This window comes from Pseudomonas sp. NFPP28 (assembly GCF_900115535.1).
Lineage (GTDB): Bacteria > Pseudomonadota > Gammaproteobacteria > Pseudomonadales > Pseudomonadaceae > Aquipseudomonas > Aquipseudomonas extremorientalis.
This window is the reverse complement of record NZ_FOWT01000001.1, coordinates 535831-561268: the sequence shown is the minus strand read 5'-3', so window position 1 is coordinate 561268 and position 25438 is coordinate 535831. Positions and strand designations below refer to the sequence as shown.

Annotated in this window: 27 protein-coding genes and 2 pseudogenes; 17 read left to right on the top strand and 12 right to left on the bottom strand. The window is 59.4% G+C overall.

Annotated features, from left to right (window positions below; genetic code table 11):
* Positions 1-97: 97 nt before the first annotated feature.
* Complete coding sequence (metG, locus tag BM110_RS02725) at positions 98-2149, bottom strand: methionine--tRNA ligase (RefSeq protein ID WP_093119434.1); 2052 nt, start codon at positions 2147-2149, stop codon at positions 98-100.
* Positions 2150-2320: 171 nt separating this feature from the next.
* Between metG and apbC the strand changes: the two genes are divergently transcribed.
* Positions 2321-3415, top strand: coding sequence for an iron-sulfur cluster carrier protein ApbC (gene apbC / locus BM110_RS02720; RefSeq protein WP_093119431.1), 1095 nt, complete (start codon positions 2321-2323; stop codon positions 3413-3415).
* A gap of 494 nt (positions 3416-3909) precedes the next feature.
* Here the strand turns inward: apbC and fdxA are convergent, their stop codons facing one another.
* The 3 genes from fdxA to BM110_RS02705 form a co-directional block, all read right to left on the bottom strand.
* On the bottom strand, positions 3910-4233 hold the full coding sequence (fdxA, locus tag BM110_RS02715; protein WP_071488721.1) for a ferredoxin FdxA: 324 nt from the start codon (positions 4231-4233) through the stop codon (positions 3910-3912).
* 142 nt (positions 4234-4375) lie between these two features.
* Entirely contained in the window at positions 4376-6967 is a 2592-nt protein-coding gene (mutS, locus tag BM110_RS02710) for a DNA mismatch repair protein MutS (RefSeq protein WP_093512275.1), read from the bottom strand.
* Positions 6968-7162: 195 nt separating this feature from the next.
* Complete coding sequence (locus BM110_RS02705) at positions 7163-8092, bottom strand: AraC family transcriptional regulator (RefSeq protein ID WP_218189509.1); 930 nt, start codon at positions 8090-8092, stop codon at positions 7163-7165.
* A gap of 125 nt (positions 8093-8217) precedes the next feature.
* Here BM110_RS02705 and BM110_RS02700 point away from each other — a divergent pair, with 125 nt between their 5' ends.
* The 12 genes and pseudogenes from BM110_RS02700 to recX all read left to right on the top strand — a co-directional run bounded on the left by BM110_RS02700 (position 8218) and on the right by recX (position 15084).
* Positions 8218-8952 carry a LexA family transcriptional regulator gene (locus tag BM110_RS02700; protein WP_092241067.1) on the top strand — a complete coding sequence of 245 codons (735 nt, stop codon included), beginning with the start codon at positions 8218-8220 and terminating at the stop codon, positions 8950-8952.
* A gap of 599 nt (positions 8953-9551) precedes the next feature.
* Positions 9552-9896 (top strand): phage holin family protein, encoded by a 345-nt coding sequence (locus tag BM110_RS02695; protein WP_071488725.1) that lies wholly within the window; start codon positions 9552-9554, stop codon positions 9894-9896.
* A gap of 21 nt (positions 9897-9917) precedes the next feature.
* Complete coding sequence (locus BM110_RS02690; RefSeq protein ID WP_093512271.1) at positions 9918-10475, top strand: hypothetical protein; 558 nt, start codon at positions 9918-9920, stop codon at positions 10473-10475.
* Positions 10469-10654: a Com family DNA-binding transcriptional regulator gene (locus tag BM110_RS02685; RefSeq protein ID WP_058423765.1), complete on the top strand. Its 186-nt coding sequence runs from the start codon at positions 10469-10471 to the stop codon at positions 10652-10654. Before BM110_RS02690 ends, BM110_RS02685 begins: the two co-directional genes overlap by 7 nt.
* 8 nt (positions 10655-10662) lie before the next feature.
* The gene (locus tag BM110_RS02680; protein WP_058423764.1) at positions 10663-10986 is read left to right on the top strand and encodes a hypothetical protein; all 324 of its coding nucleotides are present in this window, start codon (positions 10663-10665) and stop codon (positions 10984-10986) included.
* A 115-nt stretch (positions 10987-11101) separates the two neighbouring features.
* Entirely contained in the window at positions 11102-11434 is a 333-nt protein-coding gene (locus BM110_RS02675; protein ID WP_093512269.1) for a hypothetical protein, read from the top strand.
* Positions 11435-11628: 194 nt separating this feature from the next.
* A pseudogene (locus BM110_RS02670) lies at positions 11629-11816 on the top strand (MFS transporter); the annotation flags it as partial.
* A 59-nt stretch (positions 11817-11875) separates the two neighbouring features.
* Positions 11876-12433, top strand: a complete 558-nt coding sequence (locus tag BM110_RS02665; RefSeq protein ID WP_093512267.1) for a glycoside hydrolase family 19 protein — start codon at positions 11876-11878, stop codon at positions 12431-12433.
* Positions 12421-12882 (top strand): lysis system i-spanin subunit Rz, encoded by a 462-nt coding sequence (locus BM110_RS02660; RefSeq protein ID WP_016977938.1) that lies wholly within the window; start codon positions 12421-12423, stop codon positions 12880-12882. The genes BM110_RS02665 and BM110_RS02660 overlap by 13 nt, the downstream gene beginning before the upstream one ends.
* A gap of 82 nt (positions 12883-12964) precedes the next feature.
* Positions 12965-13465 (top strand): CinA family protein, encoded by a 501-nt coding sequence (locus tag BM110_RS02655; RefSeq protein ID WP_093512265.1) that lies wholly within the window; start codon positions 12965-12967, stop codon positions 13463-13465.
* Between the two features lie 84 nt (positions 13466-13549).
* Positions 13550-14608, top strand: coding sequence for a recombinase RecA (recA, locus tag BM110_RS02650; RefSeq protein ID WP_003189042.1), 1059 nt, complete (start codon positions 13550-13552; stop codon positions 14606-14608).
* An 8-nt stretch (positions 14609-14616) separates the two neighbouring features.
* Entirely contained in the window at positions 14617-15084 is a 468-nt protein-coding gene (gene recX / locus BM110_RS02645) for a recombination regulator RecX (protein WP_093119393.1), read from the top strand.
* Positions 15085-15304: 220 nt separating this feature from the next.
* On the opposite strand, the gene BM110_RS02640 is transcribed toward recX, so the two are convergent.
* Together BM110_RS02640 and BM110_RS02635 are read right to left on the bottom strand one after the other, a co-directional pair.
* Complete coding sequence (locus BM110_RS02640; RefSeq protein WP_071488743.1) at positions 15305-16417, bottom strand: LOG family protein; 1113 nt, start codon at positions 16415-16417, stop codon at positions 15305-15307.
* A gap of 290 nt (positions 16418-16707) precedes the next feature.
* A complete protein-coding gene (locus tag BM110_RS02635) occupies positions 16708-17148 on the bottom strand; it encodes a PA3611 family quorum-sensing-regulated virulence factor (protein WP_071488744.1) in 441 nt (146 codons plus the stop codon).
* A gap of 179 nt (positions 17149-17327) precedes the next feature.
* Between BM110_RS02635 and BM110_RS02630 the strand changes: the two genes are divergently transcribed.
* The 3 genes from BM110_RS02630 (at position 17328) to BM110_RS02620 (ending at position 19274) form a co-directional block, all read left to right on the top strand.
* Entirely contained in the window at positions 17328-18047 is a 720-nt protein-coding gene (locus BM110_RS02630; RefSeq protein WP_071488745.1) for a tRNA-uridine aminocarboxypropyltransferase, read from the top strand.
* Between the two features lie 138 nt (positions 18048-18185).
* Complete coding sequence (erdR, locus tag BM110_RS02625) at positions 18186-18836, top strand: response regulator transcription factor ErdR (RefSeq protein WP_071488746.1); 651 nt, start codon at positions 18186-18188, stop codon at positions 18834-18836.
* 75 nt (positions 18837-18911) lie between these two features.
* A complete protein-coding gene (locus BM110_RS02620; RefSeq protein ID WP_058423756.1) occupies positions 18912-19274 on the top strand; it encodes a diacylglycerol kinase in 363 nt (120 codons plus the stop codon).
* A 3-nt stretch (positions 19275-19277) separates the two neighbouring features.
* Here BM110_RS02620 and BM110_RS02615 read toward each other — a convergent pair whose 3' ends face one another.
* Positions 19278-20204: a LysR family transcriptional regulator gene (locus BM110_RS02615; protein WP_093512263.1), complete on the bottom strand. Its 927-nt coding sequence runs from the start codon at positions 20202-20204 to the stop codon at positions 19278-19280.
* A gap of 123 nt (positions 20205-20327) precedes the next feature.
* On the opposite strand from BM110_RS02615, the gene fpr reads away from it, so the two are divergent.
* Positions 20328-21107 carry a ferredoxin-NADP reductase gene (gene fpr / locus BM110_RS02610; RefSeq protein ID WP_003189055.1) on the top strand — a complete coding sequence of 260 codons (780 nt, stop codon included), beginning with the start codon at positions 20328-20330 and terminating at the stop codon, positions 21105-21107.
* A 146-nt stretch (positions 21108-21253) separates the two neighbouring features.
* Here the strand turns inward: fpr and tsaA are convergent, their stop codons facing one another.
* From tsaA to rimO, 5 genes and pseudogenes are all read right to left on the bottom strand, one after another.
* The gene (gene tsaA, locus BM110_RS02605; protein WP_093512261.1) at positions 21254-21949 is read right to left on the bottom strand and encodes a tRNA (N6-threonylcarbamoyladenosine(37)-N6)-methyltransferase TrmO; all 696 of its coding nucleotides are present in this window, start codon (positions 21947-21949) and stop codon (positions 21254-21256) included.
* Positions 21950-21952: 3 nt separating this feature from the next.
* Positions 21953-22414 carry a YehS family protein gene (locus tag BM110_RS02600; protein ID WP_016977930.1) on the bottom strand — a complete coding sequence of 154 codons (462 nt, stop codon included), beginning with the start codon at positions 22412-22414 and terminating at the stop codon, positions 21953-21955.
* Between the two features lie 67 nt (positions 22415-22481).
* Positions 22482-23192 (bottom strand): rRNA pseudouridine synthase, encoded by a 711-nt coding sequence (locus BM110_RS02595; RefSeq protein ID WP_078047152.1) that lies wholly within the window; start codon positions 23190-23192, stop codon positions 22482-22484.
* 222 nt (positions 23193-23414) lie between these two features.
* A pseudogene (locus BM110_RS02590) lies at positions 23415-23855 on the bottom strand (GNAT family N-acetyltransferase); the annotation flags it as partial.
* Between the two features lie 105 nt (positions 23856-23960).
* Positions 23961-25301 (bottom strand): 30S ribosomal protein S12 methylthiotransferase RimO, encoded by a 1341-nt coding sequence (rimO, locus tag BM110_RS02585; protein WP_003231334.1) that lies wholly within the window; start codon positions 25299-25301, stop codon positions 23961-23963.
* Positions 25302-25438: the final 137 nt, after the last annotated feature.

The following is a 25438-nucleotide window of genomic DNA, read 5'->3' as shown; positions in this document are numbered from 1 at the left end:
TGGGTTTAATGGGAGGGCAGGGATTTGTTGTGGTGAGCGGGGCATGTCCGCTCGCCACAACAAGCTCCTTCACCACAACATGCCCATGCAAGGTAGCTTACTTGATGCGCTGACCCGGCTTGGCACCACTGTCAGGGCTGAGCAGGTAGATCTCTTCGCCACCAGGGCCGGCCGCCATTACCATGCCTTCAGACACGCCGAACTTCATTTTCCGAGGCTTGAGGTTGGCGATCATCATGGTCAGGCGGCCATCGAGTTTGGACGGGTCCGGGTAAGCGCTCTTGATCCCGGAGAACACGTTACGTTGCTCGCCGCCGAGGTCCAGTGTCAGGCGCAGCAACTTGTCGGCACCCTCCACGGCTTCGGCCTTGACGATCAGCGCGACACGCAGGTCCACTGCAGCAAAAGCGTCGAAGTCGATTTCCGCGGAAATCGGATCCTTGGCCAGCTCGCCATTACCCGCCGGCGCCGATTCGCCAGTGTCGGTCTGGCTGGCGACCAGGTCTTCTTTCGAAGCGTCGGTCATGGCCTGGACTTTCACCGGGTCGATACGGGTCATCAGTGGCTTGAACTCGTTCAACTGATGATTGCCGAGCAGGGTGGCGTGATCGTTCCAGGTCAGCGGCGCCACGTTGAGGAACGCCTCGGCGTCGGCGGCCAGCAGTGGCAGCACGGGTTTGAGGAAGATCACCAACTGGCGGAACAGGTTGATGCCTGTGGCGCAGATCGCCTGGACTTCCGCCTGCTTGCCTTCCTGCTTGTTCAGCGACCATGGTGCCTTGTCGGCGATCCAGGCGTTGGCGCGGTCGGCCAGGCCCATGATCTCGCGCATCGCACGGGCGAAGTCGCGGGCTTCATAGGCGTCGGCAATACTCGGCGCGGCGGCCAGGAAGGCGTCGGTCAGTTCCGGCGCAGCGTTCTCGGCTACCAGTACACCCGCGTTGCCCTTGTGGATAAACCCAGCGCAACGGCTGGCGATGTTGACGACTTTACCGACCAGGTCCGAGTTGACCTTCTGTACGAAGTCTTCCAGGTTCAGGTCCAGGTCGTCGACGCCACGGCCCAGTTTGGACGCGTAGTAGTAGCGCAGGTATTCCGGTGACAGATGGTCCAGGTAGGTGCGCGCCTTGATAAAAGTGCCACGGGACTTGGACATTTTCTGGCCGTTGACCGTCAGGTAGCCGTGTACGGCAATGCCGGTTGGCTTGCGGTAGCCCGAACCTTCGAGCATCGCCGGCCAGAACAGGGCGTGGAAGTTGACGATGTCTTTGCCGATGAAGTGGTACAGCTCGGCGCTGGAGTCCTTGCTCCAGAACGTATCGAAGTCCAACTCCGGCGTGCGGTCGCAAAGGTTCTTGAAGCTGGCCATGTAACCGATCGGCGCATCCAGCCACACATAGAAGTATTTGCCCGGCTCGCCCGGGATCTCGAAACCGAAGTACGGCGCATCCCGGGAGATGTCCCATTGCTGCAGGCCGCTGTCGAGCCATTCGGAGAGTTTGTTGGCCACGGCATCCTGCAGGGTGCCGCTGCGGGTCCAGGTTTGCAGCATCTGCTGGAAATCCGGAAGCTTGAAGAAGAAGTGCTGGGAATCCTTGAGCACCGGGGTAGCACCGGAGATCGCCGACTTGGGATCCTTCAGGTCAGTGGGTGCATAGGTTGCGCCGCACTTTTCACAGTTGTCGCCGTACTGGTCTTCAGTGCCGCATTTCGGGCAGGTGCCCTTGATGAAACGGTCGGCCAGGAACATTTTCTTTTCCGGGTCGAAATACTGGGTCACCGAACGCTGGTCGATATGCCCGGCTTCCTTGAGCCGCAGGTAGATCTGGCTCGACAGTTCACGGTTTTCTTCGGAGTGGGTCGAGTGGAAGTTGTCGAAATCCACCAGGAACTCGGCAAAGTCGGCGCTGTGTTCAGCCTGCACATTGGCGATCAGTTGTTCCGGGGTGATGCCTTCCTTTTCGGCGCGCAGCATGATGGCCGAACCGTGGGCGTCGTCCGCGCAGACATAAATGCATTGGTTGCCGCGATGCTTCTGGAAGCGCACCCACATATCGGTCTGGATGTACTCAAGCATATGGCCAAGATGGATGGAACCATTGGCATAGGGCAGGGCGCTGGTGACGAGGATCTTGCGTGGCTCGGACATGGGGCTCGGCTACTTGATGAAACGGAGGTCGGCCACTATAAAGCGCCGGGAAATATATTTCACCCCGTGGTGCTGTTTCAGAATCTTCCCAACCTGCGAAAGCATGCCGTAACGCCGCTGGAACGGTTAGGATAGCCGCCTGTTTCAGTCAGTCTTTTTCGGGAGTAGCCCATGAGCGCCGTCAATCGCGCAGCGGTGGAAGCCGTGCTTCGCCAGTACACCGACCCTTATTTGAACCAGGACCCGGTCAGTGCCGGCTGTGTACGCGCCATCGACGTCCAGGGTGACCAGGTGTCGGTCCAATTGGAACTGGGCTATGCAGCTGGTCTGTTCAAGAGCGGTTGGGCACAGATGCTGCAAATGGCCATTGAAGACCTCGACGGCGTGCGCTCGGCCAAGGTCGACATCCAGTGCGTGATCGCCGCGCACAAGGCCCAGGCACAGATCCCTGGCCTGGCCAACGTCAAGAACGTAGTGGCCGTGGCGTCCGGCAAGGGCGGCGTGGGTAAATCCACCACGGCGGCCAACCTGGCCCTGGCCCTGGCCCGCGAAGGTGCGCGCGTGGGCATTCTCGATGCGGATATCTATGGCCCGAGCCAGGGCGTGATGTTCGGCATCGCCGAAGGCACACGGCCGAAGGTCAAGGACCAGAAGTGGTTCGTGCCGATCGAGTCCCTGGGCGTGGAAGTGATGTCCATGGCCTTCCTCACTGATGACAACACGCCGATGGTCTGGCGCGGCCCGATGGTCTCCGGCGCTTTGCTGCAGCTGGTTACCCAGACCGCCTGGGGCGACCTGGACTACTTGGTGATCGATATGCCGCCAGGCACCGGTGATATCCAGTTGACCCTGGCGCAAAAAGTCCCGGTGGCCGGCTCGGTGATTGTTACCACGCCCCAGGACCTGGCGCTGCTCGACGCGAAGAAAGGTGTAGAGATGTTCCGCAAGGTCAACATCCCGGTGCTGGGCGTCGTGGAGAACATGGCGGTGCACATCTGCTCCAACTGTGGTCATGCCGAGCATCTGTTCGGCGAAGGCGGCGGCGAGAAGCTGGCCACTCAGTACGGCGTGGAACTGTTGGCCTCGTTGCCGCTGTCGATGCTCATCCGCGAGCAGGCGGATGGTGGCAAGCCTACCGTGGTGGCTGAACCGGACAGCCAGATCGCCATGATCTATCAGGAGCTGGCGCGTCATGTAGGTGCGCGGATCGTCCTGCAGGAAGCAGCCACACCAGCCATGCCGACCATCACCGTCAGCGACGACTGAGGCGGTTGAAGGGAAAAAAGCCCCGACGTGTCGGGGCTTTTTCATGTCTGGAAGATGGTCAAGGTGTGTTTGTTTCTCAATCACGCAGTTGGTCGTGTAAGCATTTGCTTACTTTTTCGTAAGTGTTTGGTTTTTTTACCTTCCACGGACGTCGGTTTTCTTCGAAGCTTTTTTCTAACCAATTGAAATTTAACAATTAATTATTCCGTATTCAGGGCGATTGCATGTCAGTTCATGGGTAGGATCCCGTTGAACTTCCTTTGGAACTCTTTAAGATCAGCCCTGTGTCCACGGATTGGCACGGCCATCAAGGAACGATGGTTGAAGGAACGTCGCAGGATGCGATTCATCAGGATGATGAAAAGGAATACAGGGACTAGGGAAAAAATGTGGGCGGGTCATACCGCCCCTTTTTTTTGCCTGTAGGAAAGAGAAACCGGCCACCTAGAAACGCAAAAAGGCCCGCAAGGGGCCTTTTGGATGGGGCGACGCTATCAGCGTTCGAGGTGTGCGATCTTACCTTTTTTGCCATCCCACTCCGCTGCATCCGGCATCGGATCCTTGCGCTCAGTGATATTCGGCCAGACTTCCGCCAGCTCGACGTTCAACTGAATGAATTCCTGCATCTCCGCCGGGACTTCATCCTCGGAGAAAATAGCGACGGCCGGGCATTCAGGTTCACACAGGGCGCAATCGATGCACTCATCCGGGTGGATAACCAGGAAGTTCGGGCCTTCGTAGAAGCAGTCCACCGGACACACTTCGACGCAGTCGGTGTACTTGCACTTGATGCAGTTGTCGGTAACGACGAAGGTCATTTCTAATTTTCTCCTCAGGCGGCGGCAGCGAAACCCTTTGTGGCAGGGCTCGCGAGGTTTGGGAGCGATAGTCTGCAGGCCAGGCTAATAGCCGGCAGCATCCCAAACCGCGCGAGAGTCTACCAGCTTGCAAGCGTGTGCGTTATATCCGAACTTGCAGTGCATATAACATTTCGAGCGCTTTTCGCGGCGTCAAGCCATCCAAGTCAAGCTTAGCCAATTCATCCAGCACCGGATGGGGCAGGCTGGCAAACATGTCGCTCTGGTGCGGCGCAGCCGGTTTGCTGGCGGCTTTGGCTGGGCTGGCGACCACCGTCTCATGGGGCAGGGCCGTGGTTTCCAGGCGGCTGAGGTGCTCGCGAGCGCGAATGATCACATCGTTCGGCACCCCCGCCAGTTGCGCCACGGCCAGGCCGTAGCTCTGGCTGGCGGGCCCTGGCAGTACGTGGTGCAGGAACACGATGCGCTCGTTGTGCTCGGTGGCGTTCAGGTGCACGTTGGCTACCAGCGGCTCGCTTTCCGGTAACACCGTCAGCTCGAAATAGTGCGTGGCAAACAGCGTGTAGGCACGCAGGTGCGCCAGGCGTTCGGCTGCCGCCCAGGCCAGGGACAAACCGTCGAAGGTGCTGGTGCCGCGACCCACCTCGTCCATCAGCACCAGGCTGCGTTCGGTAGCGTTATGCAGGATGTTGGCGGTTTCGCTCATTTCCACCATAAAGGTCGAGCGCCCACCGGCCAGGTCATCGCTGGAGCCGATCCGGGTAAAAATGCGGTCCACCAGGGACAGCTCGCAACTGGCCGCCGGCACAAAGCTGCCGATATGCGCCAACAGCACGATCAAAGCGGTCTGACGCATGTAGGTGGATTTACCGCCCATGTTCGGACCGGTGATCACCAACATACGGGTATCGTCGTCCAGGGACAGGTCGTTGGCAACGAACGGCGTGGTCAGCACCTGTTCTACAACCGGGTGACGACCTTGCACGATGCGCATGCACGGCTCGCTGACAAAACGCGGGCAGTTCAGATCAAGGTTCAGCGCACGCTCGGCGAGGTTGCTCAGCACGTCCAGTTCGGCCAGCGCTGCGGCAGTGTCCTGCAGCGGTGCCAATTGGCTGATCAAGTCCTCCAGCAGATTCTCATAGAGCATCTTCTCTCGAGCCAGGGCGCGGCTCTTGGCCGACAGTGCCTTGTCTTCGAATTCTTTCAGCTCCGGGGTGATAAACCGTTCGGCGCCTTTGAGGGTCTGGCGACGTTGATAATCGATCGGCGCCGATTCGGCCTGCTTGCTGGGCAACTCAATAAAGTAGCCATGCACACGGTTGTAGCCGACTTTCAGGTTGGCCAGACCGGTGCGGGCTTTTTCGCGGGCTTCCAGGTCGATCAGGAACTGCCCGGCGTTTTCGCTCAGGGACTGCAGTTCGTCCAGTTCGCTGTCGTAACCGGTCTTGAGTACGCCGCCGTCACGGATGATCGCCGGCGGGTTGTCGATGATGGCTTTTTCCAGCAAGGCCGCCAGCTCCGGGTAAGTCCCGGCTGTAGTTGCAAGCTGTTGCAGGTGCGGCGTATCCAGCTCGGTCATCGCCACCTGCAGTTGCGGCAGGGCACCGAGGGCATCGCGCAGGCGCGCCAGGTCACGGGGTCGTGCGTTACGCAGGCCGATCCGCGCCAGGATGCGCTCGATATCGCCGATTTCCTTCAACTGTGGCTGCAGCTTTTCAAAGCGATAGCCGTCCAGCAGGCAGGTAATGGACGTCTGGCGTGCTTGCAGCACTGTCAGGTCCCGCAGCGGACGGTTCAGCCAGCGGGTCAGCAGGCGGCTGCCCATGGCCGTCTGGCAGCGGTCGACCACCGATTGCAAGGTGTTATCGCGACCACCGGCCAGGTTGGTATCCAACTCCAGGTTGCGACGGCTGGCGCCATCGAGCACCACGGTATCGTCCAGACGCTCATGACGCAGGCTGCGCAAGTGCGGCAGGGCGGTGCGCTGGGTTTCCTTGGCGTAACCAAGCAGGCAACCGGCGGCGCCGATGGCCAGGGTCAGGGTCTCGCACCCGAAGCCTTTGAGGTCCTGTACGGAGAACTGCTGGCACAGACTTTTCAGCGCCGAATCACGCTCGAAATCCCACGGCGCACGGCGCTTGGCCCCACGACGTTTTTCTGCCGGCAGATCCTTTGGCCAATCATCCGGGATCAACAGCTCCACTGGGTTGATGCGTTCCAGCTCCGCCAGCAGGTTCTCCCAGCCCTTGATCTCCAACACGCTGAAGTTGCCGCTGGTGATATCCAGTACCGACAGGCCAAACAGGCGCTCATCGCCCAACACGGCGGCAATCAGGTTATCGCGACGCTCATCCAGCAGCGCCTCATCACTCACCGTTCCTGGCGTAATAATTCGCACCACCTGGCGTTCAACTGGCCCCTTGCTGGTCGCCGGGTCGCCGATCTGCTCACAGATCACCACCGACTCGCCCAGCTTCACCAGCTTGACCAGGTAACCCTCCAACGAATGGTAAGGAATCCCACACATCGGAATCGACTGCCCCGCCGACTGCCCGCGCGCGGTCAGCGTGATGTCCAGCAACTTGGCGGCCTTCTTTGCGTCTTCGTAGAAGATCTCGTAGAAGTCGCCCATGCGGTAGAACATCAACTGATCAGGGTGCTGGTTCTTGAGGCGCCAGTACTGCTGCATCATCGGGGTGTGGGAGGACAGGTCTGAAGTGGTTTTACTCATTGGTCGTAGGCAAATTCGTTGAAAGGAGTGGGGCAAATGTGGGGCATTCCGCCCTGCGATTTTGCGATGGGCGCAAGGTTAACATGCGAGGTCGGAGCTTCGCAGGTCGCAAACGGATAGGTAAAACGCAAAAGCCGGCGCTGCATTTACTTAACTGCAAGTAAACGCGCCGCCGGTATCTTTCATGCCTTTGTATTACAGCGACCGCACAGGGATGCAGATGTCGCAGATGAACTCACCGGTGTCAGAATCGGTTGCGGTTGCCGCAAAGAACATCTCGAAACATGGTCGGTCATCGCATTGCAGACCGCTGGAAGGCATCCATTCTCGCGTCAGCCACATCCAGGCATCGGCTATTTTTTCTGTTTTCCCTTTGAAGCTCGCTACGGCATAGCGGCCGCCCGGCAGGGTCTGGGTGTCTGCCTGGGCGCTGGTCACAAAAGAGGCTGGCACTTCAACGCAAGCATCGTAGCGGCACTTGTTCGGGGGCGTGATGGATGGGTCGTCATACCCTATGCCGTAACACCGTTCATCGCCGAGGCCATTGGAGTGCATCCACGGCGCCATGGTCCTGCGCCAGAAGTGGCCGATTGCGGGGCCATAGGGGCCGATCAGGCGTTGGTAGGCAACGCGTACCTTGGGTAAATCAATGATGCGTACGTCCATGGTGGGCTCTTTCGTTGAAGGAGAAGAGAGCCCAGCGTCGTCGAACGTACGCTCATTCGCCTGATGGGCATTGCCGAAGACCTGATCAGGATTGCTCTGCTGCGCACCCGGCCGCGGGCCGATGGCAGCCGCCTGTGCTGCCAGTCGCTGCGGTGTGTTGGTGCGCCACTCGGATGGCGTGCAGCCAAACTGTAGTTTGAAGGCCCGTGCGAATGCTTCGCCCGAGTTGAAACCGCTGGCCAATGCTGTTTCGAGTACGGTTTCGTGGTTGCCGCAGGACAGGCGGAACGCTGCCTTCTCCAGTCGCCGCCGGCGGACATAGCTGCCCAATGTCTCGCCCATCCACGCCGCGAAAATCCGATGAAAATGGAAGCGCGAAAAGTTGGCGATATCGGCCAACCGGGCACCCTCCAAGGGGGTATCCAGGTGGGTATCTATGTAGTTGAGTACGCGGTTCATGCGTCGGGCGTACTCGGCGCGGGATGCGTGGACGGAGGATTTGGTTGTCATAGTGCGTGATAGTATGCATAAAAAATGCAAATTAGCATTTGCCAAGCCAAAAAACTCCCGTCACTATCCTCGTTATGCAAAAACGCAACGTTTCTATCGTCTTAAGAGAATTGCTGGACCGCGACCGGATCTCCCCCACGGAGCTTTACCGGCGCACCGGCGTGCCACAATCCACGTTGTCCCGGATCCTCAGCGGCAAGATCGTTGATCCGTCGGACAAGCACATCTCCCGTATCGCCGAGTACTTCCGTGTCAGCACCGATTACCTGCGCGGGCGCGCGGCGATGGGCGCGTTGCGCGATGACGCGCGCGACCCGATGCATTCGGAACTCAAGGACATAAGCCTGTGGGACGACGACACGCCCGTCAATGATGACGAGGTGTCGATCCCCTTTCTGCGCGAGGTTGAATTGGCTGCTGGATCAGGAAGATTCGTCATCGAGGAAAGCGAGAAGGCCAGCCTGCGGTTCGGCAAGCGCAGCCTGCGGCATAACGGTGTGCAGTTCGACCAGGCCAAGTGCGTGACGGTGCGCGGCAACAGCATGTTGCCGGTGCTGCGCGACGGTGCGACGGTCGGGGTGAACGCGGGCAAGAGTGGCATCGGCGATATCGTCGATGGTGACTTGTATGCCATCAATCACAACGGCCAATTGCGCGTGAAACAGCTCTATCGCCTGCCTTCCGGGATCCGCCTGCGCAGTTTCAACCGCGATGAGCACCCGGATGAGGACTACAGCTTCCAGGAAATCCAGGATGAGCAGATCAGCATCCTGGGTCATGTGTTCTGGTGGGGTATGTACGCCCGTTAACCTTCCCGCGTAAGACAAAGCCCGCCAACGAGCGGGCTTTTTTCCGTCTGCAGAAAATCGCCAAAACCCCGTCCTACAAGGCTGTAAATGCGTCAATGCATTTATTTGGTAAAAATAAATGCATTTGTGCATTGACTGTATATGCATACATATCTATTCTTCATCTCAAGCCAGCCAAACAAGGCTTGGTGGAGGCGGCAAGGATGCTGCCAGGAAAGACAAGGAAGGCACGCAACACCGGCAAGGACGCCATCTGAGCGATGGCAGGGATGCCAGGCAATACCGGCAAGGATGCCGACGCTCTTTAGTTTCAAAGCATGACCAACACAGGCAGCGATGAACCGGCCTCATAACGGTTCAGAGGGTTGGCAACTGACCCGGGTGTGCAGCGTAAAGCACCAGAAGCAGTTATCCGGCAGACAGGGATCGTGGTCGGAAAAACATCGAGGAAAGATCCGTACCGCGCCAGTAGCGCCGAAAGATCGAATATGGACCGCATTACTGAAAAGCCCGGGCAACCGGGCTTTTTGGAATGCCTACCTACGAAATTTACCCAAGAGCCGGCCCGGCGCCGGTAGTGCTCAGCCAGGAGGCGTGACATGACAAACGAGCAGCAAGCGTTAGCGGAAATGCCTATCTGGCTGGTGATCGTACTGGCCCTGATCGGCGGGGTGTCCGGCGAAATGTGGCGCGCCGACAAGGAGGGCGCCCGCGGTTGGTCGTTGATCCGGCGCCTGGCCCTGCGGTCCGGGGCGTGCATGGTCTGCGGTGTCTCGGCCTTGATGCTGTGCTACGCCGCCGGCATGTCGATCTGGACCGCCGGGGCCATTGGTTGCCTCACCGCCATGGCCGGTGCGGACGTGGCCATCGGCCTTTATGAACGCTGGGCGGCCAAGCGCATTGGGGTCAACCAGGCCCCGAACTCTCGCCCGGATCAGCAGTAAGCGCTGCAAGGATGCAAGCAGATGAGACTTCTCGAAAAACCTTCCCAACTGCCTGTGGCGATTGGCGACGCGCTGACGCGCGCGTTCCCACAACTACGGGTCGGTAATCACCATGACTTCTCCGACACGGGCGACAAAAACGGCATTTTGATCAGCGTGGAGCGCAATGGCCCGGGCGTTCGCTCCCTTGCCGGGCGCAAGGCGCACGCCTTGTCGGTTTCACTCAAGGTCATGGTCGCCGGCGGCTCGGCACCGTTTGATGCCTGCGATCTGGCCAGTCAATTGATGGACCTGGCTCTGGATAACCGCTGGGGCCTGCCGCCCGAGCAATGCGACCTGCCCACTGCGATTGTCGCGGCACCTTCCGTGCTCAACGGTGCGGAAACGGATTACGACACTTGGTTTGTATCCTTTACCCAGAACTTCTACCTCGGACGGTCTCTGCTCAAAAATCCCGCAGGCATGCCGCCGTCTACGGACCTGTATGTAGGTGGGTGTGAGAGGGCGGCGAATGTAACGCCGCTTCCTACTCAATCACACGGAAAAGGTGGTTCAGTAAAAGGAATTTGCAGATGTTGAAAGAATTCAGATGCGGTAACTGCAACCGACTTCTCGCCCGTACGGGTGGGTTTACAGAGCTCCAGATCAAGTGTCCCCGATGCGGCACGTTGAATCATGTGAAGGCCATGAGCCTCGAGCAATCGCCATTGAGCGACATGAATGCGGAATCTTCCGCGAACAATCAGTCGACTCAATAGGTGAAAACATGGAACCAGTACAAATCGGCAGCCGTTTCAAATCGATCGCAACAAGCTACGCAGAGGCAGTTTTCACTCCGGCGCAGAACGTCAATGGCGCGGTAGTTCGAACAGCTACGATGATCAGCCCCGTCGGGAATGGATTTATTAGTACCGGCACGACCATTCCGGAAGGGCGCTGGGTGACCAACGTGCCCGTTATCTTGTCCGCCGTTGGCGGTTCTTCCACTCTCCCGTTCTCTGTGACCATCCCTGCCGGTCAGGGCCTGTGGGTAGCAATGACTCAGAATGGCGGCGGTACTGCTTATGTGACCTACGACCTGCTGCCGTAAGTAGTAGTTTCTCGGGCCCACCAACCAGAAGGTCATGAACCTCTCCCATCGCCTTTGAGCGATATGAAAGCGGAATTCTCCGCGACAATTCATTCGACTTAATAGGTGAACAGAAATGCCTGTACGCGAACTTGGTAAAAAATTCAAAAACCAGATCATCAACGGGATGACTAATCCCATCACGGTGCTGATCTCTCCAGCAGATAATGTGAATGGCGTCATCCTTCGATCTTTCTACGGTGCCGGCACCATGGCTTTTGGGCCAAAGGTTCCTACCGTCAAAGATCGGGACGATAGTGTTCTGCAGGAAGTTGCCCCAAACGTCCTCGCCTACAACGATTTGGCCGTACCGGCTGGGCTTGGTGTCTATATCTACAACATTCAGAACTACGTTCTGCCAACCAAACTGTCGTGGGACACGCTGAACGCAGACGGTACCGTTGCATAGGCCGCGCTGAAGGACATAGCCCTGATCTCGTACTGGGCTTTTAGGCAATACCGCGCGGCATAGGCCGCGCAACTATCCAAGGCCTCGCCATCGTGCGGGGCCTTTCCGTTTTCGGCTCCTCCACACACATCGCTCCGAGCTGGGAGTGCTGCTGGGGCTGACCTATTTCAAACATGCCCCACGGAGTCGAGCGCATGGAGTATCTACAGCGCCTGCTCGACAAGATCGACAGGTTCGAATTATTGATCGCGGGCCTCGTTGGGGCGGTGATCGCCAGTTGGTGGCACAAGGACTACCTGGCGGATTGGCATGCCTGGGTGATCTTCTTAATCACAGGGGGGGCGCGAGTTCGTTGCACCTGACTGGGATGGTCAGTGCCTATCGCAGTTCCAACACGGACGTTGGTTTGTCTACCTAGGGGGGGCTTTCAAGGTGACTGTGGTGTTGATAACGCAGCCTCAATTGATTCAAATCATGCCAGGCGCTCGCCGTATGGCGGGCCTTTTTTCAACCGCGCTGAATGCGACTTTTGCTCGGTACGAAATCAACAGCGTATTGCGCGCTGCTGCTTTTCTCGCGCAGATCGGCCACGAGTCCGGCGAACTGCACTACGTGCGCGAACTCGGCAGCGATACTTATTTGAGCAAGTACGACACCGGCACACTGGCTGCGCGCCTGGGCAATACCCCCGAAGCGGACGGCGACGGCCAGAAGTACCGGGGCCGGGGTCTGATCCAGATCACCGGTCGCCGCAACTACCTGGCCTGCAGCCAGGCCCTGTTTGGCGACGAACGCTTGCTGCAACAACCCGATCTGCTGGAGCAACCGCAATGGGCCTGTGAATCCGCCGCCTGGTTCTGGCAAAGCAATGGCTTGAATGAACTCGCTGACAAGGACCAGTTCACCACCATCACCCGGCGCATCAACGGCGGGCTCAATGGCCTGGAGGATCGTTTGCAGCTGTGGGCGCGGGCGAAGGCGGTGTTATGCGTTTCTTAGTTGCGATTGGCGTATGCGTGCTGGTGGTCGTTGTCTGGCAGGTGCAGGCGTGGCGGTACGGGGCACAGATTGAACGCTTGTCGGCCGCACAGACCCAGAAAGCCCTGCATCTACAGCAGGCCGAACAAGACAGACGGCTGGCCCTTGAGCAACAGCTCAGTGCCATCGACCAACAACATGCGCGGGAGTTGAGCGATGCCCAACGTACTCAAGCCGCTTTGCGTGACCGCATTGCCACTGCTGATGTGCGGCTGTCAGTCCTTCTCGACGCTTCCAGTGGCTGCCCAATGCCGGCCGCCACCGCCGCCGGCAGCGTGGTTCATGCAGCCCCGCGAGCCCGACTTGACCCAGCGCATGCTCAGCGAATTATCCGCATCACCGACGACGGCGACAGCGCCCTGATTGCCTTGCGTGCCTGCCAGGCGTATGTGCGAGCCGTCGCCCGTTAGTGTCTTGAGACAGTCCGTCACTTGCGCGCGCGATTGGCTCCTGTAGGGTAGGTGAACCCCCCGCCCACGACTGGAGACGACCGTGAAGGAAATCACTCAACTGGCTGCCGAACTGGGTCGCCGCCTGCAGGTGCTCAACGCTCACGTCACCACCGCTGAGTCGTGCACCGGCGGCGGTATCGCGGAGGCCATCACGCGAATTCCGGGCAGCTCGGCCTGGTTCGAGGCGGGCTATGTCACCTATTCCAATCGGCAGAAGACCCGGCAATTGAATGTGCCGGAGACATTGTTTGCAAAAGTCGGGGCGGTCAGCCAGGAAGTGGTGGAGGCAATGGTTCGTGGCGCCCAGGAAAAAAGCCTGGCGCGGTTTGCTGTCGCCGTCAGTGGTGTGGCAGGTCCGGACGGTGGTTCGCCAGACAAACCGGTCGGCACCGTATGGCTGGCGTTTGGCGTGGGCGAAGAGATCACGGCCGAGCTTGAGCACTTCACCGGCAACCGCGATGAGGTCCGCCGACAAACGGTAAAGGCCGCGCTAGAGGGCTTGTTGCGACGAGTTGCAGCAGAAATAGAAAATCAGGGGTAGGCGATCTCTGATCTTTGTGGAACAATACTGTCTACTTATACAGGTGTTGGCCGACCAGGCCTTATTGATTACGTGAGGACTTTAATGGACGACAACAAGAAGAAAGCCTTGGCTGCGGCCCTGGGTCAGATCGAACGTCAATTCGGCAAGGGTGCCGTAATGCGTATGGGCGATCATGACCGTCAGGCGATCCCGGCTATTTCCACTGGCTCTCTGGGTCTGGACATCGCGCTCGGCATTGGCGGCCTGCCAAAAGGCCGTATCGTTGAAATCTACGGTCCTGAATCCTCTGGTAAAACCACCCTGACCCTGTCGGTGATTGCCCAGGCACAGAAAATGGGCGCCACCTGCGCCTTCGTCGATGCCGAGCACGCCCTGGATCCTGAATACGCCGGCAAGCTGGGCGTCAACGTCGACGACCTGCTGGTCTCCCAGCCGGACACCGGTGAGCAGGCCCTGGAAATCACTGACATGCTGGTGCGCTCCAACGCCATCGACGTGATCGTGGTCGACTCCGTGGCCGCCCTGGTGCCCAAGGCTGAAATCGAAGGCGAGATGGGTGACATGCACGTGGGCCTGCAAGCCCGTCTGATGTCCCAGGCGCTGCGTAAAATCACCGGTAACATCAAGAATGCCAACTGCCTGGTGATCTTCATCAACCAGATCCGTATGAAGATCGGTGTGATGTTTGGCAGCCCGGAAACCACCACCGGTGGTAACGCGCTGAAGTTCTACGCTTCGGTCCGTCTGGACATCCGTCGTACCGGCGCGGTGAAAGAAGGTGACGAGGTTGTGGGTAGCGAAACCCGCGTCAAAGTCGTGAAGAACAAAGTGGCTCCGCCTTTCCGTCAGGCCGAGTTCCAGATTCTCTATGGCAAGGGTATCTACCTGAACGGCGAGATGATCGACTTGGGCGTACTGCACGGTTTCGTCGAGAAATCCGGTGCCTGGTATGCCTACAACGGCAGCAAGATCGGCCAAGGCAAGGCCAACTCGGCCAAGTTCCTGGCGGATAACCCGGACATCGCCGCCACGCTTGAGAAGCAGATTCGCGACAAGCTGCTGACCGCAGCACCAGACGTGAAAGCTGCCGCCAACCGCGAGCCGGTTGAAGAAGTGGAAGAAGCTGACACTGATATCTGAAGCAAACGATGACCGTTGTACTGGATACACTCGTCGCCGTTCGGCGCACCGCAATGGACCTGCTCGCTCGCCGCGAGCATGGTCGAGTCGAGCTGACGCGTAAACTGCGTCAGCGCGGCGCGGAGCCCGAGATGATCGAAACCGCCCTCGACCGCTTGACGGAAGAGGGGCTGCTTTCCGAATCCCGTTACCTTGAAAGTTTTGTCTCCTATCGAGCCCGATCCGGCTACGGCCCGGCGCGTATTCGCGAAGAGCTGAGCCAGCGTGGCCTGCAGCGAGCTGATATCGACCTTGCCCTACGTGAGTGCGGCATCAGTTGGCAGGCGCAGTTGGAAGACACCTGGCGACGCAAGTTCGCTGGCCATCTTCCGATTGATGCCAGGGAGCGTGCGAAGCAAGGTCGCTTCCTGAGTTATCGCGGGTTTTCGATGGAAATGATAAGCCGCTTGTTGAGTGGTCGGGATATGGACGACTGAATACCTTGCTATGCTGGCCGCATTGATGAGCAGACTTCTATGGCGAGCTGGCTTGTTGGGGTGAGCGGGCTTGCTGTGGCGAGCGGGCTTGTTGTGGCGAGCGGGCTTGCCCCGCGTTGGGCTGCGCAGCAGCCCCAAATGCCTCGCCTCCACTCCACCTGAAACACCACCAAAAAGACCCACTATGAAAATAGTGGGTCTTTTTTTTGCCCTCAAAAAATCAAGCCGGCTCCGGCGTAACCCGCTGCTGCGCCTTCCCCTGAGCCTGCGCCCAGTTCTCCGGCAGGTTGATGTAATCCACCAACTCCCGCAGCCGGCCCTGATCGCGGCCATTGAAGTTGAACACCAGCCGCGTCAAATGGCTGAACCGTGGCTCATCATGTTCCTCACCGGTGTACGCGAGCTGTTGAAACTCTCCGCTCAACCGCAGGCTGGCAAATTCAGTCTGCAAATGGGCCAATGCCCCATCGCTGAGAGGGTGATGCATACGCACCACAAACTCACGCTTCAACCAGCGGGTGGAGTGGAAGTTGGCATAAAATTGGTTGATCTCTTCCACGGCCTCTTCGGCGCTGTACACCAGGCGTATCAGCTTGAGATCGGTAGGCAGGATGTAGCGGTTGGCTTCCAACTGACTGCGGATAAAGTCCAGGGCGCCTTGCCAGAACCCGCCGCCGGGCGCGTCCAGCAATACCACCGGCACCAATGGGCTCTTGCCGGTCTGGATCAGGGTCAGTACTTCCAGCGCTTCATCCAGGGTGCCGAAACCGCCTGGGCACAGTACCAGCGCATCGGCCTCCTTGACGAAGAACAGCTTGCGGGTAAAGAAGAAGTGGAAGGACAGCAGGTTCTCGGTGCCATCAATGGTCGGGTTGGCATGCTGTTCAAACGGCAGGGTGATGTTGAACCCCAGGCTGTGTTCCAGGCCCGCGCCTTCGTGGGCCGCCGCCATGATGCCGCCACCACCGCCGGTGATCACCATCAAGTCAGAGCGTGCCAGTGCAGCGCCGACTTCGCGGGCCAGGGCGTAAAGCGGGCTTTCCACCGGAGTACGGGCCGAGCCGAATACCGTCACTTTGCGGCGGCCCTTGAACTGTTCGAGCACGCGGAAGGCATTGTCCAGTTCACGGATGGCTTGCAGGGTGATCTTGGCGTTCCAGCGATTGCGGTCGTCCTGGGCCATGCGCAGCACGGTGAGGATCATGTCGCGATACAGGGGAATATTCGGGCTGTTGGGAGCGATCAGCTGGAGTTGAGCGTCGACCTGCTGCGTGAGGTCAGCACCGTTTTCTTCAAAGTGCCGAAGCAGGCGCTCATTCGGTTCGTAAGGCATTCAACTTCTCCTTATTGCAGGGCCCGGGTGGCCGACGAGCCGTTCGCCGGAGGCGACGACACTGCATGTGTCGTTGCTTGCCGCAGGGGGCAACCTTGTTTTGCCCTGAAAATATTACAGAACAGCATGAAAAGTGCTGTGAATGAATGGTCGGGATGACTTGATCATGGGCCGCAAAACCCTTGGCTGGCAACCGCTTATTGGTCACTTATCAGGGAGTTTAGCCGTTGGCAGGACGTTGAAGCGGGGGAGTACGCGCCACCGGACGGCAGCGCGCGAAGGCCATGCTGTTACTTTTTCTTCTTTGCCGCCGCCGGTGCCGGGCAATCCGCTTCGATGAATTTCACCGAGGCCACAGGACGGTTGGTCTTGTTCTCGGTGATTTCGTAACGCATCACTGCGCCCTTGGCCATCAGCTCGCGGTAGCCCTTGTTCAGGCACACGCTCTGGCCCAGCTGGAAATACACCGCCTTGGGGTTGGCGCGCATCTGTTCGGCGCGGTCAGGCAGGACGCTCAGGTGATCGATCAGTTGCATGCCTTCCACGGTGTAGGCCACTTCCAGGGTTTTTTCGTCGATTTCCCGGGGCAGGTCCTTGTTGCTTTCGGCCGCGACGCTTTGCAGCTTCCGGTTCATTTGGGCCTCCAGCAGCGAGGCCGCCTGGGCGCACACGGGCAATACCAGCGCGAGGGCGACGGATGGGGCGACAAGACGCAGCATGGAACGCAGCATGAAACTCTCCTGATTCGGTTACTGGTGCATAGACCAGCCACTGCGCTGTGCGTTCAGTGGCGCGCAATTATAGGTGAGCCGTTGCCACTACAGCCAGGCGTATCGCTGGTAAACTGCCGCCACTTCCGCCTTCCACGAGTTTTCACCGTGTCGATTTACCCGTCCCTGCGGCACAGCCGATGAGCCACGCCGTTTCCCGCCTGCGCACCCAGCGCCTGGCCCGTGCCGTGCGGCCGTTTCTCAATCGTGGCTCGCGTGCCGAACGCTGCCCTGGCTGCCGAGTCATCCCCGAATACTGCCTATGCGCCTGGCGGCCCAAGGTCGAAGCGCGCTCCGCCATGTGCCTGCTGATGCATGACGTTGAGCCGATGAAACCCAGCAACACCGGTTGGTTGATCGCCGATGTCATCCAGGACACCACGGCATTCGCCTGGTCGCGCACTGAGGTCGACCCTGAACTGCTCACCTTGCTGGCCGATCCGCATTGGCAGCCCTATATCGTGTTCCCCGGCGAATTCGTCGTGCCCGAGCGCGTTGTGAGTGAAGTGAAGGTGGAGGAGGGCAAGCGCCCGCTGTTCATCCTGTTGGACGGCACCTGGAGTGAAGCGCGCAAGATGTTCCGCAAAAGCCCCTACCTGGAGCATTTGCCGGTACTCAGCCTGGCGCCGGAACAACTGTCGCGCTACAAATTGCGCCGCTCCAAGCGCGACGACCATTTCTGTACCGCTGAAGTCGCTGCCCTGTGCCTTGAGTTGGCCGATGATCTGGCAGCCAGTGAAGTCCTGGACGCCTATCTGGATGTCTTCAGCACCCATTACCTGGCCGCCAAGTTTCAGATGCCGCTGGATCCTGCGGACACTGTGCATACGCGCCTTGCGCCCTATATTCCGACGGCATAACCAGACGACGTTTGCATGATGGCACCACGCACCCGCAACCCGCTAAAATGCCCACGGGCGTAGTGCTTGACCCTCCAGGCTACGCTGGGCATGCTGGGCGCCGATCAGGGCACCCCTGAAAACAGGATCATTTAATCAATGGCCACATACGAAATCCTGATAGCCGATGACCACCCGCTGTTTCGCAGTGCGTTGCACCAGGCCGTGACCCTGGGCCTCGGCCCGGACGTGCGCCTGGTTGAAGTGGCCAGCATTGCCGAGTTGGAAGCCCGCCTCACCGAAAAGTCCGACTGGGACCTGGTGCTGCTCGACCTGAACATGCCGGGCGCCTACGGTTTCTCCGGGCTGGTGCTGTTGCGCGGCCAATACCCGCAGATCCCCGTAGTGATGGTCTCGGCCCAGGAAGAAGCCGACGTGGTCGTGCGCTCCAAGGAGTTCGGCGCGAGCGGTTTCATTCCCAAGTCCAGTGCGATGGAAGATATCCAGAAAGCCGTGCGCACAGTGTTGGATGGCGACGTGTCCTGGCCGCCGCAGGCTTTTGAACAAATCAACGTGTCCGACGAAGCCAAGGCTGCCCGTGATGGCCTTGCCAGCCTGACGCCCCAGCAGTTCCGGGTGCTCACCATGGTCTGCGAAGGCCTGTTGAACAAGCAGATTGCCTATGAGCTGAGCGTCTCGGAAGCGACGATCAAGGCGCATGTGACGGCGATTTTCCGCAAGTTGGGCGTACGTACACGCACCCAGGCGGCGCTGCTCTTGCAACAACTTGAGTCAATTTCGCAGCACTAGTTTGTTACCGATTCACGCTTTTTTGACTTTGCGTGATCTAGTTTCCCCACTTCTTTGGTTCAGTTGCCTACATCTATGTCGCCTTTCAAGGGTCAAACCGGTATCAAACGTATCTTCAATGCTGGGGGATATTCCCTGGATGGCCTGCGCGCGGCGTTCACCGGCGAGGCGGCGTTCCGTCAGTTGGTGTTGCTCAACGTGATCCTGATCCCGGTGAGCTTCTTCCTGAATGTCAGCCGGGTCGAGCGAGCGTTGTTGATCGCCGTGTGCCTGCTGGCGTTGATCGTCGAGTTGCTCAATTCAGCGGTAGAGGCGGCGATCGACCGCATCTCCCTGGACCGCCACCCACTGTCGAAAAACGCCAAGGACATGGGCAGCGCTGCGCAATTCGTGGCCCTGACCATGATCACCCTGGTGTGGGCCGTCATCCTGATCTGAGCCTCAGGCAATGCTCGGCAGCACGATCTCGTCGCTGCGCTGAACCCCGGCGGTGAAGGCGCGGCACAACTCCAGGAACTCGCGCATGGCCGAGGTCTGGTACTTCTGTTTATGCCAGATGAAGTAGAACTGCCGGGCCAAGTCCAGGTCCGGGGTTTCCACCGGCACCAGGCTGCCGCGGCGAAACGCGTCGCGCAGCGCCAGCCGCGAAATACAGCCAATCCCCAGTCCCGATTCCACCGCACGCTTGATCGCCTCGGTGTGTTCCAGCTCCAGGCGGATATTCAGCGCGCTGCGGTGATGGCGCATGGCTTGGTCGAAGGTCAAGCGTGTGCCCGAGCCTTGCTCCCGCAGGATCCACGCCTCGTGGGTCAACTCATCCATGCTCGCCATACCACGCTTGGCCAGGTGATGCTGCGGCGCGCAAAACACCACCAGTTCATCTTCCACCCAGGTTTGCACCTCGATATCCGGGTGGCTGCAGTCGCCTTCGATTAGACCCAGGTCAATTTCGTAATGCGCAACCTGGTGCACGATATGTGCAGTGTTCTGTACATGCAGTTTCACCTGGCTCTCGGGGTGCTGCTGCATGAAGCTGCCGATCAGCAGGGTGGCCAGGTAGTTGCCGATGGTCAGGGTGGCGCCGACCGCCAGGGAGCCGAAGCCGGACTTGCCGTTGAGCAGATCTTCGATCTCCTTGGCCTGGTCCAGCAGCGCTACCGCCTGGGGCAACAGTTGATGACCGAGCGCGTTGAGGCTCAGGCGTTTGCCTGCACGGTCGAACAATTGGCAGCTGGATTGACGCTCCAGCTCGGTAATGGAAGTGCTGGCGGCGGATTGAGATAAGGCCAGAAGGCCAGCAGCGCGGGAGACGCTTTCCTGCTGGGCGACGGCGACGAAGACTTGCAGTTGACGGAGAGTAAATCGCATATCGATATAACCGATAACCCTTATCTTAATAATCCATTTAACAGATATTGTCGCCGCCATTAGAATGCTGTGCAATTGCGCAACTACATTTGGCGCAGACCCATTTCCAGGAGTCCCCCGTACATGAGCAACATGAACCACGAGCGTGTCCTCAGTGTTCATCACTGGAACGACACTCTGTTCAGCTTCAAGTGCACCCGCGATCCGGGCCTGCGCTTCGAGAACGGTCAGTTCGTGATGATCGGCCTGCAACAGCCCAACGGCCGCCCGCTCATGCGCGCCTACTCCATTGCCAGCCCGAACTGGGAAGAGCACCTGGAGTTCTTCAGCATCAAGGTGCCTGATGGCCCGCTGACTTCCCAATTGCAGCACCTGAAGGAAGGCGACGAGATCATCATCAGCAAAAAACCGACAGGCACCCTGGTGCTTGACGATTTGAAGCCGGGCAAACACCTGTACCTGCTCAGCACCGGTACCGGCCTTGCTCCCTTCATGAGCGTGATCCAGGACCCGGAAACCTACGAGCGTTTCGAAAAGGTGATCCTGTGCCACGGCGTGCGTTACGTCAACGAAGTCGCCTACCGCGAATTCATCACCGAGCACCTGCCGCAGAACGAATTCTTCGGCGAGGCCCTGCGTGACAAGCTGATCTATTACCCGACCGTGACCCGCGAGCCGTTCGAGAACGAAGGCCGCCTGACCGACCTGATGCGCAGCGGCAAGCTGTTCAGCGACATCGGCCTGCCCCCGATCAACCCCGAGGACGACCGCGCCATGCTGTGCGGCAGCCCAAGCATGTTGGATGAAACCAGCGAAGTGCTGAACAGCTTCGGCCTGAAGGTTTCGCCACGCATGCGTGAGCCGGGTGATTACCTGATCGAGCGCGCGTTCGTCGAGAAGTAAGAGAGTCAGGCTATGTGCTGGCTGTGCAACACAGAGTATCCAAATGTGGGAGGGGGCTTGCCCCCGATGAGTGCGTGTCAGTTGATACATCTGTAGCTGACACACTGTTATCGGGGGCAAGCTCCCTCCCACATTGGGTTTTCGGTTTATCCAGCCGGTAGCACTTCCAACACACAAATCACCCCCGCCTCGGGATAGTGCCAACGCACATCCACATCCCAGAACTGCGCGCCGTATTCGCGCTCCGGTCCCGGCACCTGATACGCCGGTCGTGGATCCTGCGCCAGGCACTGATCAATCAGTTCCACCAGGGGCTCGCCAAGGCGGTGAGCATGCTCTTGTGCCTGTTGCAGCGCAGTCTTCAGCCACTGCACGGGGATCAGCTGCGGCGCTGCGCTGGCGATGCTGTTGGTGGCCGTGTCGACAATGTCGGCATACGGCACATACGGCTTGATATCCAGGACCGGCGTGCCATCCAGCAAATCGATCCCGGAAATCCACAGGCGCCCCGGTTCCACCTTGTCCAGCTTCACCACTGATTGGCCAATGCCGTTGGGGCGATGGGTTGCGCGGGTGGCAAACACGCCCATGGACGTGTTACCGCCCAGGCGAGGTGGGCGCACTTTCAGGCGTGGCTTGTCTTCCAGGGCCTGGTGGAACAGAAACAGCAGCCACACATGACTGACCTGCTCCAGGCCCTGCACCGCCTCGCCGCTGTCGAACGGCGCCACTAGCTCCAATATGCCACGGGCGGCTGGCGCCAACTGCGGTTGGCGCGGAATGGCGAACTTCTCCTTGAAACAGGAGCGCACGAACCCGACGGGCGAGACCTGGTAACTCATGGCTTACGCACGAACCCGCAGGGTCAGGCCCTTGAGGAAGTTACGCAGCAACTGGTCGCCGCATGGACGGTAGTTGGTGTGGCCGAACTTGCGGAACAGCGCGCTCAGTTCCGGCTTGGACACCGGGAACTCGGCGGCCTTGAGGATGGCGTGCATGTCGTCTTCCTTCAGTTCGAAGGCCACACGCAGTTTCTTGAGGATGATGTTGTTCGTCACTGGCGTTTCGATCGGCTGCGGCGGACGGCTTTCGTCCTTGCCGCGCTTGAAGATCACCAGCCCATCGAGGAAATGCGCCATGACGTCGTCCGGGCAGAACACGAAGCCTTCTTCCTCGTCCTTCTTGAGGTAGGTGAGCAGGTCGTCCTTGGTCACGTCCATGCCGCCGAGCTTGATGATCTCGACCATCTTGTTGTCGCTGATGTCGAGCATGTAGCGCACGCTGCGCAGTACGTCGTTGTGAATCATGGTGGGCAATCCTGGTATTCAACTGAGGACACCGCCAATCAGGCGGTGTCGGAAAAAGTGCGGCGGCTTAGAACTTCTCTTTGCCGGACAGGTAACGCCATTGGCCGACTGGCACCTTGCCGATGGACACGCCACCGATGCGGATACGGCGAATGGCGATGACTTTCAGGCCAACCGCTTCGCAGAACAGTGCGATCACTCCCGGTTGCGGGTTTTTCATCGCAAAGCGCAGGCGGTTTTCGTTCTGCCAGCTGGCTTTGACGGCCGGCAGTTCCTTGCCTTTATAGGTCAGGCCGTGGTTCAGGCGGTTGAGGCCGTGGGCAACCATGTCGCCTTCAACCTCCACCACGTATTCCTGCTCGATCTTGGCGGCATCGGCGGTCAACTTGCGCAGGATCTTCCAGTCCTGGGTGAACACCAGCAGGCCGCTGGCCTTGGCCTGCAGGTCGGCGCTGGCGGTCAGGCGCAGGAAGTGGCCCTTGAGCGGGCGCTTGCCGAAGCGGTGTTCTTCCGAGAGCGTTTCGGCGCTGATCGACGCCATGGCCGTTTCGGCATCCACGCCGGCCGGGGCGTGCAGCAGGATGGTCACCGGCTCGGGCGCGGTGGCCTTGGCCTCGGGGTCGAGTTCGACCTTCTGGGTGGTGACCTTGAACTGCGGTTCGTCGATCACTTCACCGTCCACCGAGACCCAGCCGCCTTCGATGAACAGCTCAGCCTCCCGACGGGAGCAACCGACCAGCTCGATGAGGCGTTTGGAGAGGCGTATGGGGTCAGTCATGACAAGGGCCGTAACAAAAGGGGGTGGCTATTGTACCTGCCTGGCGCCGGTTAATCCCGGCTCCATTTCAGGGCGCGCGGTCTTATTTGGCTCAACCCGGTCTGAATGTGGGAGGAGGCTTGCGCCCGATGGCGGTGTATCAGCAAAGAAACCAGTGGCTGGTGATCGGCTATCGCGGGCAAGCCCCCTCCCACAGTTGTTCACCGTTGTGTCAGGCGTTGCCAGACGCATATGCAGTAACGGATAAGGCTGGCCCAGGCCGTCATGCTCCGTGCGTCCGATCACCTCGAAGCCTTGTTTGAAGTAGAACCCCAGCGCCTGGGGATTCTGCTCGTTGACATCCAGTTCGTCGGCATTCAGGTGTTCGATGGCATAGCGCAGTAACTGCCGCCCGAGGCCCTGGCCCCGGTGCTGCGGGTCGATGAAGAGCATCTCCACCTTGCCGCTCGCGACCCCGGCAAACCCGGTGATGCGCTGACGGGCGTCCTTGGTGCAGATCAGCATCACGGCATCCAGATAGCGGGTCAGCACCAGGTTTTTCAGCAACTCGATGTAACTGTCCGGCAGGAAGTCATGGGTGGCGCGTACCGAGGCCTCCCAGATCCGCGCCAACTCGGTGTAGTCGCTGGTTTTAGGTGTGTGGATAACCGAATGCTGACGCATGCCCGCTGCCCCTTGCCGATGATCGGCGTTGATGGGCAAAACGATAGACCTAAAAAAGCCCCGCATCTTGTCCAGAAGCAGGGCTTTTTCAAATTTTTACGCCGATCAGTCGCGCTTTTCAGCCCACAGGTCGTATTCATCGGCATCGGTCACGGTGCACCAGACCTTGTCGCCCGGCTTCAGGCCGCTGGCATCGTCGATAAACACGTTACCGTCGATCTCCGGCGCGTCGAAGAAGCAGCGGCCAACGGCGCCTTGCTCGTCGACTTCGTCGATCAGCACTTCGATTTCCTTGCCGATGCGCAGTTGCAGGCGCGCCGAGCTGATGGCCTGCTGGTGCGCCATGAAACGCTCCCAACGGTCCTGCTTGACGTCGTCCGGCACCACGGCCAGGTCCAGCAGGTTGGCCGGGGCCCCTTCCACCGGCGAATACTGGAAGCAGCCGACGCGGTCCAGTTGGGCTTCGGTCAGCCAGTCCAGCAGGTACTGGAAGTCTTCTTCGGTTTCGCCGGGGAAACCGACGATGAAGGTCGAACGGATGATCAATTCCGGGCAGATCTCGCGCCAGTTCTTGATGCGCGCCAGGGTTTTGTCTTCGAAGGCCGGGCGTTTCATGGCTTTGAGCACTTTCGGGCTGGCGTGCTGGAACGGGATGTCCAGGTACGGCAGGATCTTGCCGGCGGCCATCAGCGGGATCAGCTCGTCCACGTGCGGGTACGGGTAGACGTAGTGCAGGCGCACCCACACACCCAGGCTGCTCAAGGCTTCGCACAGTTCGGTCATGCGGGTTTTCACCGGCGCGCCGTTCCAGAAACCGGTACGGTATTTCACGTCGACGCCGTAGGCGCTGGTGTCCTGGGAGATCACCAGCAGCTCTTTGACGCCGGATTTGACCAGGCGCTGGGCCTCGTCGAGTACGTCACCGACCGGACGGCTGACCAGCTTGCCGCGCATCGACGGGATGATGCAGAAGCTGCAGCTGTGGTTGCAGCCTTCGGAAATCTTCAGGTAAGCGTAGTGACGCGGCGTCAGCTTGATGCCTTGCGGCGGTACCAGGTCGATCAGCGGGTTGTGGTCCTGGCGCGGTGGCACCACCTCGTGCACGGCGTTGACTACCTGCTCGTACTGCTGCGGGCCGGTCACGGCCAGCACGCTCGGGTGCACGTTGCGGATATTGCCTTCTTCCACGCCCATGCAGCCGGTCACGATGACCTTGCCGTTTTCCTTGATGGCCTCGCCAATCACTTCCAGCGACTCTGCCTTGGCCGAGTCGATGAAGCCGCAGGTGTTGACCACCACCACGTCAGCGTCCTGGTAGGTGGACACAACGTCATAGCCTTCCATACGCAGTTGCGTGAGGATGCGCTCGGAGTCGACCAGAGCCTTCGGGCAACCCAGGGAAACAAAGCCAACCTTGGGGTTGGCTTTTGCGATGGTGGTGGACATGTCTAACCTCGGTATTGAATGACGCCGCCCATCGGGCACGACAGGGCTGCGGACGGGCGCTTGGCGCGCCTCTGATCAAAAAGTGCGCAATTCTAGCGACGGGCAGCGCACTTGACCAGCTTTATGCAGGGAAATGC